This window comes from Parasedimentitalea maritima, assembly GCF_005771405.1.
Taxonomy (GTDB): domain Bacteria; phylum Pseudomonadota; class Alphaproteobacteria; order Rhodobacterales; family Rhodobacteraceae; genus Parasedimentitalea; species Parasedimentitalea maritima.
Genome location: NZ_VAUA01000012.1, coordinates 13,589 through 27,751, shown reverse-complemented (window position 1 = coordinate 27,751; position 14,163 = coordinate 13,589). Strand labels below are relative to the sequence as shown.

Sequence of the window (14,163 nt, the reverse complement as noted above, 5' to 3'; positions counted from 1 at the left end):
ACGCATTCAAGCTGACATAGTGCTGACACGCGCCCCAATTATTTGGGGCGCGCAACACCTTAGCTACAACCAGACGTTCCTCCACAGGTATTACACTTCATGCATGTTCCATTGCGCACCAGTGTGTAATTCCCACATTCATTGCAGGCCTCACCTTCATATCCCTGCATCTTCGCCTTAACACGTGCATCCATTCCGGTACTGGACGTCACAGGTGCTGCCGAGCCCGAAGAGGTTTCTGGCACCAGAGTCTGCAATGCAGAAACCGGATCGGCACCACCGCTCAGAGCAGTGGTCTCCCCCTGCCCGCCCTGTAGCACGACCAGCTCTTGCGGTAGACGTTTACGCAGATACCCTGTTGATGAGATCTGCTTTAGCACCTCCAGCGATTTGCTAGCCGCACTTTCACTCAGTTCCGAGACGTTAGAAACGCCCTCTTCCTCACCACGCCCCAGATCATCAAAAGCCGCACCTTGCGGTTTAACGTGGGCCAGATCGGTCCGGTCCAGATAGCTGACGGCCAGTTCGCGGAACACATAGTCTAGGATTGAGGTGGCGTTCTTAATGCTGTCGTTGCCCTGTACCATGCCGGCGGGTTCAAACTTGGTAAAGGTAAAGGCGTCGACGAATTCCTCGAGCGGTACGCCATATTGCAGACCAACGGACACTGCGATGGCAAAGTTGTTCATCATCGCGCGGAAACCAGCACCTTCCTTGTGCATGTCGATGAAAATCTCGCCCAGGGTGCCGCTTTCATACTCCCCAGTCCGCAGATATACCTTGTGGCCCCCAACAACAGCTTTTTGGGTATACCCTTTGCGACGATGAGGCATCTTTTCGCGGTGCGATTTGATGATCTCTTTGACGATGACCTTTTCAACGATTTTTTCAGCAAGCACCGCTGCTTTTTCGTGCGAACTGCCGGTTTCCAGAACTTCAGCCGCATCATCGTCATCTTCGACCAGTGCCGCCGCCAAAGGTTGGCTCAGCTTGGATCCGTCACGGTACAGGGCGTTGGCCTTAATACCCAGGCTCCAGCTTAGCTCATAGGCTTTCTGACAATCCTCGATGGTCGCATTGCTCGGCATATTGATGGTTTTGGAAATCGCTCCCGATATAAACGACTGGGCTGCAGCCATCATGGTGATGTGGCTGTTCACCGACAAGAAACGCTTGCCCTTTTTCCCACAGGCATTGGCGCAGTCAAAAATGTCGTAATGCGCCTCTTTCAGGTGCGGCGCACCTTCCAGTGTCATGGTGCCACATACGTGATCATTGGCGGCTTCTATATCTGCCTTGGTAAAGCCAAGGTGGCGTAGCAGGTCAAAGGTTGGGTCGTTCAGCTTGGTCGCTGGGATCCCTAGAACACCGGTGCAGAAATCTTCGCCTAGCGTCCACTGGTTGAACACGAAGCGGATGTCAAAAGCACTTTCCAGCGCGGCATCAACTTTGGCCAGTTCATTGGGGCCAAAACCATGGCCGGCCAACGATGTATGGTTGATCCCCGGTGCATTGCCGATGGTCGCATGCCCCACCGCATAGCCGGTGATTTCTTCGATCTGAGCCGAAGAGTATCCCAATCCTTCAAGCGCAGAGGGCACCGAACGGTTTATGATCTTAAAGTAACCGCCGCCGGCCAGTTTCTTGAACTTGACTAAAGCAAAGTCAGGCTCGATCCCAGTGGTGTCGCAATCCATCACCAAACCGATAGTGCCAGTTGGAGCAATCACAGTGGTTTGAGCATTTCGATAGCCGTGCTTTTCGCCCAATTCCAAGGCTTCGTCCCAGGCACTCCGCGCCAGTTCAGTGAGCTGTGCATCCGGACAATTGTGCAGATCCAGCGGAACCGGCGCTACAGACAGGCCTTTATAGCCATCAGTGTTACCATAGGCTGCATTCCGGTGATTGCGGATTACACGCAGCATATTTTCAGCGTTACGGTCATAGGCCTCAAACGCGCCCAGTTCGCCGGCAATTTCAGCCGAGGTCATGTAGGCAACACCCGTCATCAGGGCCGTCAGAGACCCGCACAAGGCGCGACCTTCGACGCTGTCATACCCGTACCCCATATTCATCAGCAGACCACCGATGTTCGCATAGCCTAGCCCAAGGGTGCGGAAGTCATGCGACAGCTGGGCAATTTCCTTGGATGGGAACTGCGCCATCATCACCGACACTTCCAGTGTCAGCGTCCACAGACGGCACGCATGCATATAATCCTCGGCCTGAAACGCCCCATCTTTTAGGAACGTCAGCAGGTTGATCGATGCAAGGTTACATGCGGTGTTGTCCAGAAACATATACTCGGAACAGGGGTTGGATCCGCGGATCTCGCCATCTGCCGGGCAAGTGTGCCAGTCATTGACCGTGTCGTGGTACTGAATGCCCGGATCTGCACAGGCCCAGGCCGCATGGCCAACTTGATCCCACAGTTCACGTGCCCGGATGGTCTTAGCAACTTTGCCATCGGTACGATTAATCAGCTGCCAGTCAGCGTCTTTTTCAACAGCCGTCAGGAACGCATTGGTGACCCGAATTGAGTTGTTCGAGTTCTGCCCCGAAACAGAGCTGTAAGCCTCAGAATCCCAGTCAGTATCATAGGTGGGAAACTCAATGCTGGTGTGACCCTGCTTGGCATAGTCCAAAACCCGCTTGATATAGGTTTCAGGGATCATCATCTTCTTAGCTTCGCGGATCGCGGTTTTCAGACTAGTATTATGTGCCGGATCATAGGCGTCTGCCTCGCCGCCATCCCAGGACCGGATTGCTTCAAAAATGCCGTTCAGCATCTTTTCATGCATTTTAGAGCCAGCAACAATCGAGGCAACTTTCTGCTCTTCGATCACCTTCCACTCGATGAATTTTTCGATATCTGGGTGGTCTGCATCAACGATAACCATCTTGGCGGCCCGACGGGTTGTTCCACCTGATTTAATCGCACCGGCGGCCCGATCGCCGATTTTCAGGAAGCCCATCAAACCAGAGGATTTCCCACCGCCAGACAGCGCCTCGCCTTCGCCGCGCAGGTGACTGAAGTTTGTGCCCGTACCGGATCCATATTTGAACAGGCGCGCCTCGCGAACCCAGAGATCCATGATGCCACCATCATTGACCAGATCATCCTGAACGCCCTGAATGAAACAGGCATGCGGCTGTGGATGCTCGTAAGAGCTGTTGGATTTGGTCAGCTTTCCAGATTTGTAGTCGACATAATGGTGGCCCTGAGCTGGTCCATCTATCCCATAGGCCCAGTGCAGGCCTGTGTTGAACCATTGCGGGCTGTTGGGTGCAGCGCGTTGGCTGGCCAGCATATAACGCATTTCATCGAAATAGGCGCGAGCGTCTGCTTCACTAGAAAAGTAACCACCTTTCCAGCCCCAATAGGCCCAAGCGCCAGCCAAACGATCGAATACCTGCTTGGACGAACTCTCCCCCTGGAAAGTAACGTCATCTCCGTCTGGAACCGAACGCCACAAGAAGTCTGGTACGCCTTTTTCACGCACCCGCTTCAATTTGGAGGGGACGCCGGCCTTGCGAAAGTACTTCTGCGCGATGACATCGCTGGCCACTTGGCTCCAGTCAGATGGGACCTCGACGTTATCAAGACGGAACACTATTGTTCCATCCGGATTACGGATTTCCGACGTCGCAGAAGTGAATTTCAGACGTGCATAGGCATCTTGCCCAGCTGTTGTGAACTTTCTTTCGATCTTCATGCTGCTGCCTTCACTTTTTTTGTTGCCTTAAAGTGCTGCCCGCACACCCCACATTCGTAAACTGATGAAACAACCATAAGCACCACACAACACAGCAGGCACCTGACCAAGCTGGCCATTTGAACGGTTGTTTCAAATATCTTATTTGTAGTTATACGGGCGGACATCGCCACTATATTTAGTGGCACCCCGATCTACCGCTACAATTTGGCGTATATCTCCATACATGGTCAACGCTAAATTTACTTTTAATTAGGGATCTTTTCGGTTGACCGACCGTTAGGGTTTGGACGCGCGTAAGGGCAGATGATTCATCCACAAGTTATCCACTAACGCCGACCGGGATCCTCGTTTCAGGTCATCCCCAAATTATACCGAAACCGTAACGGGTTGCTTCCTTATCTTCATGGCAAAATCACACAGTTCCATGACTTGGAAAGTTGAATATGGAAAGTATGGCTAATCAATACACCAACACAATCATTTCCAAGTGGGTAGAGAATGCCGCGGGACAGCATTCGTATAAGTTGCAGGGGTAAATATCGAACTGTGGACGCGCGACCACAGTTGTTAACATAAGGTTAAAGTAGGCGGGTTTTCATAGTCATTCTAGAAACAAAACTGACCTTCACAGTCGTTGGGCAAGAATCAAAACTGCAGCTGACTTACGCTCCACGTCGCCTGCCTTCGCTCAGAGATCACTGAGAAAAATGAAGACAGAAGAGTGAAAACTGGTCGGGACGGCAAGATTCGAACTTGCGACCCCCTGTACCCAAAACAGGTGCGCTACCAGACTGCGCCACGCCCCGGACCGTGCGCCTTCTCTAGCTGCGTCAAACGGTTTTGAAAACCCCTAACAAGGCCATTTTCCACCGCCTGGTGAAAAAACACTGTGCCGCATCTCAGTGCCGACCGAAATCCCATAAAGGGCGGTCAAACCAGCATTAATTTCGAGGACGGCTAAAACGTTGTCGCCGCCGGGTATAGGTTTCAGGTCACCCGGCACAGCATCAGAATGCACATGCGTGACCACACCACTTTCATCTGTAAAAATGATATCCAACGGAATCAGGGTGTTTTTCATCCAGAAGCTGGCGCGTTGAGGGTATTCATAGACAAACAACATGCCGGCCCCCCGGGGCATGCTTTCCCGGAACATCAGCCCGCGGGCGCGCTCTTCATTGTCATCAGCAATTTCAATGCTAAACGAAGCTTGGCCCCAATCGCCGCGCAAATCCACTCGATCCGCCTTGCACTGGGCATGGGTAAGACCAGGAACTGCTGCAGCAAGGACCAAAGTAAAAGCTGCAGCATATTTGTTCATCGGTCCTACCTTACGCTACTGTTGGGACAGCACTTTCCCAGGCCATGACTTCAACTGCCATGCGGCCACGATTGCCATCTATCACGCGCATCGCCAAGGCTTCTCCCGGTTGTAGATCAGCCAGACCAGATTGACGCAGGACTTCTACATGCAAAAACACATCGTCGTTGCTGCCGAAAACATTGGCAAAACCAAACCCTTTGCCCTTGTCGAACCACTTGACGCGTGCCGCTTCCAAAGGCTCTGAACGCAGCTCATCAAAATCAAGTTCGGCAAAGTCAGCCAGCACCGGCGTATCCTCACGCTCTGGTGCAACAATCGAGATCACTTCAACCGCCTGAACGCCGCGATCAGTACTATGAGACATGATTACGATTTCGGCCCCATCCGCAACAGAGCTTTGCCCAAAATTCCGTAACACATTCACGTGCAACAAAATATCGGGGCCGCCGTCATCAGATACAACAAAGCCATACCCTTTGGCCGGGTCGAACCATTTAACAAGGCCCCTTACTTGACGCATACCGCTCAGATCGTCTGCCAATTTGTAGTCCACCAGTGTTCTTGTTTTTATTGCTGTTCACGACGTTGATGCGCGAAAATGGATACATTTTTCAAGCCTAAAAGTTTCGAATATCGGCAGTTTTTGCTATTCTTGTCACACTCAATTTAGGGAGATAAACGCGCAATCTGCCATGGTAATGATGGCGTTTTGCGACGCCAAACAAACCGGTCATGCAACCGGAAGGTGCCATCTGCCCAAAATTCAATTTCCTGTGGAACCAATCGATACCCCCCCCAAAACGGCGGACGTTCTGGTGACGTCCCTTTGGCAGCGGTCACTTTTGCAACTTCGGCCATCAGCGCCGCACGGCTGGACAGAGGTCGGGATTGCTGCGAAGCCCAAGCACCCAAACGGCTTTTCAAAGATCGTGACTGATAGTAGGCATCTGCCTGAGTACCGTCTTCGCGACTGATCGCGCCACGGACCCTCACCTGTCGACGCAGAGATTTCCAGTGCATTACAAATGCCGCCTTGCCTGCCCCATCCAACTCCTCCGCCTTGGCACTCTCGTAATTGGTGTAAAAAACAAAGGCCGTGTCTTCGATCTCTTTCAACAGAACCATGCGCGCATTTGGCACGCCCTCTGAATCGACCGTCGACAAAGCAATTGCATTTGCATCATTGGGTTCTGTCTTTTCAGCCTCGGCTAACCAAGTGCGGGCAATCTCGAACGGATCATCGCCTGCAAAAATTCCACTGCGGTCTGACATAGCGTCCCTCATTTGTTGTTACCGGCAACCTAGGCAGGTTCTGTCAGACCAACAAGACCTCCTCCCCTTGAAGCAAGCCGCTCAATAACTTAAAGATCGCTAAATCAATCGAACACGGGCGGAGAACCTGCATGTCTAATCAGCTGATGGCCGGAAAACGTGGCCTCATCATGGGCCTGGCCAATAACAAATCAATCGCCTGGGGTATCGCCAAAGCCTGCGCCGACGCTGGCGCAGAACTGGCCTTTTCCTATCAGGGCGAAGCCCTGAAGAAACGCGTTGGTCCATTGGCCGCAGAATTGGGCAGTGACACTGTCCTGCCATGCGACGTCTCAGATGAAGCCTCGATTGACGAATTGTTTGCGTCGCTTGAAGCAAAATGGGGCAAGTTGGACTTTGTCGTCCACGCGATTGGCTTTTCCGACAAGGGCGAGCTGCGCGGCCGTTATGTTGATACCAGCCGGTCGAACTTCCAGATGACCATGGATATCTCGGTCTATTCCTTCACTGCCGTTGTAAAACGCGCCGAGAAGATGATGAGTGAAGGCGGATCATTCCTGACCATGACCTATTACGGTGCTGAGCAGGTGATGCCACATTATAATGTCATGGGTGTTGCCAAGGCGGCGCTCGAGGCCTCGGTCAAGTATCTGGCCGAAGATCTGGGCAAGGACGGTTTGCGCGTCAATGCCATCTCGGCTGGTCCAATTAAGACGCTGGCCGCCAGCGGTATTGGTGATTTCCGCTACATTATGAAATGGAATGAATACAACTCTCCACTGCGTCGCAACGTGACCATCGATGACGTGGGCAAATCGGCATTGTATCTTCTGTCTGACCTCAGTTCAGGGGTAACGGGTGAAAACCTGCACGTCGATGCGGGCTACCATGTTGTAGGCATGAAGGCCGTGGACGCGCCGGACATCACCAAAGCATGAGCCTTGCCGCCTTCATTGCTGCAGTTCTGCTCTGCCTGATGGCAGCCATCAGTCCTGGCCCTGCCGTGTTGATGGCGGCCCGCATCGGGTTGGCCGAAGGTTGGCGCACCGGTGTTGCGCTGGCCATTGGGATTGGCGCAGGCGCAGTGATCTGGGCGGCAGCAGCTCTGTTTGGGCTGGCACTGTTGTTTGACTATGCGCCGGTTCTGTTGACAGGGTTGAAAATTGGTGGTGCAGCCTTACTCATCTGGCTCGCCATCAAAATGTGGCGTCGTGCTGATGATCCTGTTGCTCAAGCTGAGATGCCACCGACACCGCGTTCACCTTTTGCTGCGTTTCGTCTTGGCCTTGTGACACAGCTGGCCAACCCAAAACCCGCGGTGTTTTTTGGTGCGGTTTTTATTGGCACAGTACCCGTTGGCACACCTGGGGTGGTCATGGCTGCGCTGCTTGCCTGTATCTTCCTTGTCGAAACCCTCTGGAATGCCCTGATTGCCCGGCTTTTCTCGTTGGAAAAAAGCCGCCGTATCTATATCAACCTGAAACATATTATCGACCGGACCTTTGGCGGGCTGCTTGCCTTGCTGGGGGTCAAGATCGCTGCAACCTGACGCGCTAAGCGGGGAGCCCAAACATGACCGATCGTTTGCCACACGAAAAAGGCTTTCACATCTCGTGGGACCAAATCCACCGAGACAGCCGAGCCCTGGCCTGGCGACTGGATGGCCAAGGGCCAAATGACGGGGCCTGGCGCGCCGTTGTCGCAATTACTCGTGGTGGCATGGCGCCAGCCATGATTGTTGCGCGTGAGCTGGATATCCGCACCGTCGACACCATTTCAGTTCGCTCTTACCACCATCAGGAACAGGGTGAGGCCGAGGTGTTAAAGGCACCGGATGCGGACATCATGGGGGACGCAGGCGAAGGCATCCTGATCATTGATGATCTGGTCGACAGCGGCAAAACCCTTGATCTGGTGCGGAACCTGTATCCCAAGGCACATTTTGCCACCGTCTATGCCAAGCCAAAGGGCCGCCCGATGGTGCATACGTTCATCACCGAAGTGAGCCAGGACACCTGGATCTTCTTCCCTTGGGATATGGCTCTGCAGTATGTCGAGCCATATCGCGGAACCGACTGATTTATAATTATATATCCGAGAAAACGCGTCCGATGGGCGCGTTTTTTTTTCGAACACTTACCTGCCGTGCTCGGTGACCAGCTGCAAAGTCAGCGCCAGTAGTTCTGCCCCGGCAGGTTCACCATGACCGGGGACGACCAGTGTCGCGTCAGGAAACTGGTGTCGAACAGATCCAACAGCATCCCCCCAATGCATCAGATTCGCATCAGCAATATTACCCAATCTCTTTGCACGGGCCGAACGGATCAAGCAGCCTCCGAACAATATCTCTGCCTCTGGAATATAAGCGACGAGGTTGTCCGCTGAGTGACCAGCGCCAGGATAGAAAACCTCTACTGGCCCAAAGTTCAACGCTTTATCATTTTGATTCAACGTTAAATCAAATTCTGCAGGCATGAGCCCACTCGCGGATGCGATCTGATTACTCAAAGCCAGCGCGTGGGTGTCGATGCCGCGCGCCAGAACAGCCCCAACGCCTCCCATTTTGTCGCTATGTGCATGGGTGAAAATCGCCTGTTTAACCGGATGACCCAGCTCATTGCGCGCCCAGTCCAAAATCTCAGTGGTCTGTGCATCCGTCCAGGCACTATCAATCAGGATCGAATTGGCGCCATCAACAACAACCAATCCATTTGAAGGATAAGCACCAAATTTTTTAAGCACCTTATAGCTGGTGTGCATCCATACCGTTTCAGACAGCTGCAAAAATTTGACCGGTGGGACGGGTTGCTCCGTTGAGGTGTCAGCCATGACCGCTGACGATCCAAGGCTGAATACTGTCACAACGACATGCAGAATCTTTTTTGAAATCATCTATTGGCACCAAATTTTTGGAAAGCTTGGTCGAAAGCAATCCCAGAATGCAAGCGCTTGGCAAGCAAGCTGGCACATCTTCGCGCATGGTAAACATGTGGTATCGGACTGAGCGATTTGTCGGGCTACGCGCATTTCGACTTGAGCCTCTGGTCGTCTCATCGCAGGATCGCCAAAACTTGAGGCAAGATCTAACACAAGATCATATGCCAGAAACACCAATCGCCCGACAGGACCCGCCGATGTCACTCCCCCGTACTGCTGCAACTTTTGTCTCGCCAATTGTCGAATCCCGGCGCTGGCTTGAAGGTGTTCACTTTTCTGCCGAGCAGCCGTTGATCAATGTCAGTCAAGCCGCCCCGATTGATCCTCCCCCCCAAGGCCTGCGTCAGGCCATTGCACAGGCCGCGTTGGATGATGACAGCGCCCATCTATATGGTCCGGTATTGGGGCGCCCTGATCTACGCACCGCCTTGGCTTCACAGATTTCAGAACACTATGCAGCCAACCTGACCAGCGACCAGATTGCGATCACCTCGGGCTGCAATCAAGCCTTTGCAGCCGCGATTGCAGCCCTGTGCGGTGAAGGGGATGAGGTCATCATTCCTACCCCATGGTACTTCAATCACAAAATGTGGCTTGATCTGGCTGGCGTTGCGGCTTGCCCGCTGCCTGTCGGTGCAGAAATGCTGCCCGACGTCCAGCACGCCGAAGACCTGATCACGCCGCGAACCCGCGCCATTGCACTGGTGTCCCCCAACAACCCCTGTGGCACAGAATACCCTGCCCCCTTGTTACGGGCTTTTTACGAGTTGGCCAAATCGCGCGGCCTGACGCTGATTCTGGACGAGACCTACCGCGATTTTGACAGCCGCACCGGCGCTCCACACGATTTGCTGCAGTCAGATAGCTGGGATCACACCCTTATTCACCTCTATTCTTTTTCTAAGGCTTACCGCCTGACCGGGCACCGAGTTGGCGCAATTGCCACCTCTCCTGCCCGGTTGTCCGAGATGGAGAAATTCCTGGACACCGTCACCATCTGCCCAAATCAGCTGGGTCAGATCGGCGCGCTTTGGGGCATTGAAAACCTGTCTGACTGGTTGGCTGGCGAACGGGCAGAAATTCTGGATCGCCGCGCTGCAATCCATGAAAGCTTTGGTATACTGGCTGAACGCGGCTGGAAGCTGCTTGGTTGCGGCGCGTATTTTGCCTATGTCGAACACCCGTTTGACGCACCATCAGAACAGATCGCACGTGACCTTGTCACTCAGGCCTCGGTACTGATGTTGCCGGGATCGATGTTCCTGCCGGTAGATGATCCGGCTGGGGAACGTCAATTCCGAATAGCCTTTGCCAATATTGATCGGGCCGGCATCACTGAATTGTTCCATCGCTTAGCTGCAGTTCAACACTAGGTGCACGCAACACCGCTTGCTCCTCAACGGGTGGCAGCGTATTCAGGGCACCAGACATTTTTTCACCCCCTGCCACGGCTGTTGCATAGACGCTGACCGGCAGAGGCACCGACAATATGAGGGCATCATGGCCGCAGGCATGAAACATCTTTCCAAAACCTTTGTGTGGATCCTGATGGGATTGATCATGCTGAGCCTTGTCGGCTTTGGTGCGGTGAATTTTTCCGGCTCAGCCAGTTCCGTAGCGACAGTCGGCAACCAAGAGATATCAGTGCAAAACTTCTACCGGGAATTGCAGCGCGAGCAGCAGGCCCTACAGGCACAGACCGGACAGTTTATCCCGTTGTCGCAGCTATCTGCACTGGGAATGGACCAACAGGTGCTGTCACGGTTGATTTCAATTGCAGCCATCGACAATGAGGTCGATCAACTGGGTATATCTATCGGCGATGAAAACCTGTTAAAGGAAATCACCGAAATCCCCAGCTTTCAGGGATCAAGTGGTGAGTTTAACCGCGACACGTACGAATATACACTAGACAACGTTGGTCTGTCTGAACGCGAATTCGAAGACGACCTGCGCCGCGAATCTGCCCGTACACTGGTACAGGGTGCCATGATGGTCGGCGCAACAATGCCAGCAACCATGCGCGACACCATCACCAGTTTTATTGGCGCGCGCCGCAGTTTCTCTTGGGTGCAGCTGCAAAATGATGAGATGGCGATGATCGCTCTGGCGCCCACCGACGCAGAACTTCAGGCCTTCTACGATAGCAACCCTGACCTGTTCACGCTGCCCGAAACCAAACAGATCGCCTATGTTCAGTTGACCCCGGCCATGCTGATGGATCAGGTCGATGTCGACCAAGACGCACTGCAGACATTGTTCGACCAACGCGCCGATCAATATCAGTCCCCGGAACGCCGTTTGGTTGAACGTCTGGTCTATTCAGACGACGAAGCAGCTTCTAGCGCCAAGGCGCAGCTGGAAACTGGCGGCACCACCTTTGAGGCCTTGGTTGAAAGCCGCGGCCTTGCTCTTGCCGATGTAGATATGGGTGACATGACCATTGGTGCGCTTGGTGCCGCTGGTCAGGACATCTTTTCGGCCCAAGTCGGTGATGTTGTTGGCCCGTTGCCATCTGACCTAGGCCCCGCCCTGTACCGGGTGAATGGACGTCTGGAAGCCCGCGTCACACTGTTGGCTGACGTCGAAGCCGAATTGCGGGAGGAACTGGCCGCTGGTCGGGCCCGTCGCCTGATTGAGCAACAGTCCGAAGAGATTGACGATATGCTGGCTGGCGGTGCCACGCTCGAAGAGATCGCCGATGAAACCGACATGCAGCTGGGCCAGATCAGCTGGACCGAGCAAAGCCGCGAAGGTATCGCAGCCTATGATGGGTTTCGTCAGGCCGCTGCCGCTGTCACTGTAGACGATTTCCCGGCCGTAGAGTTTCTGGATGACGGAAGCCTGATTGCTCTGCGTCTTGATACAGTATTGCCCCCTCGTGCCGAACCGCTGGCTGACGCTTATACAGCCGCTTTGCAGGGCTGGAACGCTGAACAGCGCCAAAATGCAATCACCACCGAAGCTGAAGCAATTGTGGCCCGGACCAAAACCAATGGTGATTTTGACGAGGCGCTGACTGTCACCACTGAAACCGGTCTGACACGTACTGCCTATATCGACACCACACCGGTCGATATGCTGAACCAGGTTTTTGAAATGGAACCCGGCGAAATGCGTATTGTTTCAGATGAGAACTCAACTGTTGTATTGCGTTTGGATGAAATCCTTCCTCCGGGTGACAGCGACGATCTGCGAGCGATGTCCAACGCATTGGAAGCGCAGCTAAACCAGGCGCTGTCACAGGACCTGTTTGAGGCTTTTGTGCAAGATGCCCGGACCCGTGCACGACCCCAGGTTGACCAGCAGGCGCTAAGTGCCTTGCAGGCCAATTACCTTCAGTAACCTAGGCAACAGATCATGGCACTGACTCCCGATTTCGATACCTTCGCCAAGGCCTATGAAGCTGGTGAAAACCAAGTTGTTTATACGCGACTGGCTGCGGATCTAGACACCCCGGTGTCGCTGATGCTCAAGCTGACAGGGGCCCAAAAGGACGCCTTTATGCTGGAATCAGTGACTGGTGGAGAGGTCCGCGGGCGCTATTCGATTATTGGGATGAAACCGGATCTGGTCTGGCGTTGCCGGTGCACAACCTCGTCACTGAACCGATCGGCGCGGTTTGATGCGGATGATTTCAGCGATCAGGCAGGCGATCCAATGGATAACCTGCGTGCGCTGATTGCCGAGAGTCGCATCGATCTCCCCGAGGACCTGCCACAGGCCGCCGCAGGCCTGTTTGGCTACCTTGGCTATGACATGATCCGACTGGTCGAACATCTGCCCAACGTCAATCCCGACCCTCTGGGATTACCCGATGCCTTGATGTTGCGGCCTTCGGTTATTGCTGTGCTGGACGGGGTAAAGGGCGAGGTTACAGTGGTGTCGCCAGCCTGGGCCAGCGATGGCCAGTCCGCCCGTGCGGCCTATGCGCAAGCGGCCGAACGAGTAATGGATGCGGTCCGCGATCTGGAACGCGCCATGCCTGCCGAAACCCGCGATTTAGGCGAAGCGGACGATGTGGCTGACCCGGTCAGCAATTTCACCAAATCCGGCTATATGGAAGCGGTTGAAAAGGCCAAAGAGTACATTCGTGACGGTGATATCTTTCAGGTGGTCCCTGCGCAGCGCTGGACACAGGAATTCCGCCAGCCGCCGTTTACACTATATCGGTCGCTGCGCCGCACTAACCCGTCGCCGTTCATGTTCTACTTCAATTTTGGCGACTTTCAGGTGGTTGGCGCCAGTCCGGAAATCCTGGTGCGAGTGTTTGGCGATGAAATCACCATTCGTCCCATCGCCGGTACTCGCCCGCGTGGCGCCACACCAGAAGAAGATCGGGCACTAGAGGCCGACCTGCTGGCCGACAAGAAAGAACTGGCGGAACATTTGATGCTGCTGGATCTGGGGCGCAATGACACTGGCCGCGTCGCCAAGATTGGCACCGTGCGCCCAACTGAAAAGTTCATCATTGAACGTTACAGCCATGTCATGCACATCGTTTCCAATGTCGTTGGAGAGATGGCAGAAAACAAAGACGCGCTGGATGCGTTTTTTGCCGGTATGCCAGCAGGTACGGTATCAGGCGCGCCCAAGGTGCGAGCGATGGAAATCATCGACGAGCTGGAGCCCGAAAAACGCGGTGTCTATGGCGGCGGTGTTGGCTATTTCTCAGCTGGTGGCGACATGGATATGTGTATCGCGCTGCGCACTGCCGTGGTGCAGGATCAAAAGCTGTATATTCAGGCGGGTGGCGGTGTTGTCTATGACAGCGACCCCGAGTCTGAGTTCATGGAAACGGTCCATAAATCCAACGCCATTCGCCGCGCTGCTGCAGATGCCGGTCGTTTTACCGGCGGTGGCAACAGATAATCTGTCCCAGTTAGGGTCCAACACTCATCAGTTTAGCCT

Annotated in this window: 11 protein-coding genes and 1 tRNA gene; 6 read left to right on the top strand and 6 right to left on the bottom strand. The window is 54.0% G+C overall.

Annotated elements, in window-relative coordinates; genetic code table 11:
• Window positions 1-59: 59 nt before the first annotated feature.
• From FEE96_RS20190 to pdxH, 5 genes are all read right to left on the bottom strand, one after another.
• Entirely contained in the window at window positions 60-3,716 is a 3,657-nt protein-coding gene (locus FEE96_RS20190) for a vitamin B12-dependent ribonucleotide reductase (protein WP_138164943.1), read from the bottom strand.
• Between the two features lie 732 nt (window positions 3,717-4,448).
• Window positions 4,449-4,525 (bottom strand) — tRNA-Pro (locus tag FEE96_RS20185).
• Between the two features lie 44 nt (window positions 4,526-4,569).
• Entirely contained in the window at window positions 4,570-5,040 is a 471-nt protein-coding gene (locus tag FEE96_RS20180) for a DUF192 domain-containing protein (protein WP_138164942.1), read from the bottom strand.
• A 10-nt stretch (window positions 5,041-5,050) separates the two neighbouring features.
• Entirely contained in the window at window positions 5,051-5,584 is a 534-nt protein-coding gene (locus FEE96_RS20175; RefSeq protein ID WP_138165057.1) for a cold-shock protein, read from the bottom strand.
• Window positions 5,585-5,709: 125 nt separating this feature from the next.
• Window positions 5,710-6,315 (bottom strand): pyridoxamine 5'-phosphate oxidase, encoded by a 606-nt coding sequence (pdxH, locus tag FEE96_RS20170; protein WP_138164941.1) that lies wholly within the window; start codon window positions 6,313-6,315, stop codon window positions 5,710-5,712.
• A 131-nt stretch (window positions 6,316-6,446) separates the two neighbouring features.
• Here pdxH and fabI point away from each other — a divergent pair, with 131 nt between their 5' ends.
• The 3 genes from fabI to gpt are packed head-to-tail and all read left to right on the top strand — an operon-like array spanning window position 6,447 to window position 8,394.
• Window positions 6,447-7,253 (top strand): enoyl-ACP reductase FabI, encoded by an 807-nt coding sequence (gene fabI, locus FEE96_RS20165; RefSeq protein WP_138164940.1) that lies wholly within the window; start codon window positions 6,447-6,449, stop codon window positions 7,251-7,253.
• On the top strand, window positions 7,250-7,864 hold the full coding sequence (locus tag FEE96_RS20160; RefSeq protein WP_138164939.1) for a LysE family translocator: 615 nt from the start codon (window positions 7,250-7,252) through the stop codon (window positions 7,862-7,864). The genes fabI and FEE96_RS20160 overlap by 4 nt, the downstream gene beginning before the upstream one ends.
• A 23-nt stretch (window positions 7,865-7,887) precedes the next feature.
• Entirely contained in the window at window positions 7,888-8,394 is a 507-nt protein-coding gene (gene gpt / locus FEE96_RS20155; RefSeq protein WP_138164938.1) for a xanthine phosphoribosyltransferase, read from the top strand.
• Window positions 8,395-8,451: 57 nt separating this feature from the next.
• Here gpt and bla read toward each other — a convergent pair whose 3' ends face one another.
• On the bottom strand, window positions 8,452-9,207 hold the full coding sequence (gene bla / locus FEE96_RS20150; RefSeq protein ID WP_138164937.1) for a subclass B1 metallo-beta-lactamase: 756 nt from the start codon (window positions 9,205-9,207) through the stop codon (window positions 8,452-8,454).
• Window positions 9,208-9,449: 242 nt separating this feature from the next.
• Here bla and FEE96_RS20145 point away from each other — a divergent pair, with 242 nt between their 5' ends.
• The 3 genes from FEE96_RS20145 to trpE all read left to right on the top strand — a co-directional run bounded on the left by FEE96_RS20145 (window position 9,450) and on the right by trpE (window position 14,124).
• Entirely contained in the window at window positions 9,450-10,625 is a 1,176-nt protein-coding gene (locus FEE96_RS20145; protein WP_138164936.1) for an aminotransferase, read from the top strand.
• Between the two features lie 127 nt (window positions 10,626-10,752).
• Entirely contained in the window at window positions 10,753-12,597 is a 1,845-nt protein-coding gene (locus FEE96_RS20140; protein WP_138164935.1) for a peptidylprolyl isomerase, read from the top strand.
• Window positions 12,598-12,612: 15 nt separating this feature from the next.
• The gene (gene trpE / locus FEE96_RS20135; protein ID WP_138164934.1) at window positions 12,613-14,124 is read left to right on the top strand and encodes an anthranilate synthase component I; all 1,512 of its coding nucleotides are present in this window, start codon (window positions 12,613-12,615) and stop codon (window positions 14,122-14,124) included.
• Window positions 14,125-14,163: the final 39 nt, after the last annotated feature.

Coding starts and splice junctions, on each gene's coding strand:
- FEE96_RS20190 (WP_138164943.1), bottom strand. CDS start 3,716: ATGAAGATCGAAAGAAAGTTCACAACAGCTGGGCAAGATGCCTATGCA.
- FEE96_RS20180 (WP_138164942.1), bottom strand. CDS start 5,040: ATGAACAAATATGCTGCAGCTTTTACTTTGGTCCTTGCTGCAGCAGTT.
- pdxH (WP_138164941.1), bottom strand. CDS start 6,315: ATGTCAGACCGCAGTGGAATTTTTGCAGGCGATGATCCGTTCGAGATT.
- fabI (WP_138164940.1), top strand. CDS start 6,447: ATGTCTAATCAGCTGATGGCCGGAAAACGTGGCCTCATCATGGGCCTG.
- FEE96_RS20160 (WP_138164939.1), top strand. CDS start 7,250: ATGAGCCTTGCCGCCTTCATTGCTGCAGTTCTGCTCTGCCTGATGGCA.
- gpt (WP_138164938.1), top strand. CDS start 7,888: ATGACCGATCGTTTGCCACACGAAAAAGGCTTTCACATCTCGTGGGAC.
- bla (WP_138164937.1), bottom strand. CDS start 9,207: ATGATTTCAAAAAAGATTCTGCATGTCGTTGTGACAGTATTCAGCCTT.
- FEE96_RS20145 (WP_138164936.1), top strand. CDS start 9,450: ATGTCACTCCCCCGTACTGCTGCAACTTTTGTCTCGCCAATTGTCGAA.
- FEE96_RS20140 (WP_138164935.1), top strand. CDS start 10,753: ATGGCCGCAGGCATGAAACATCTTTCCAAAACCTTTGTGTGGATCCTG.
- trpE (WP_138164934.1), top strand. CDS start 12,613: ATGGCACTGACTCCCGATTTCGATACCTTCGCCAAGGCCTATGAAGCT.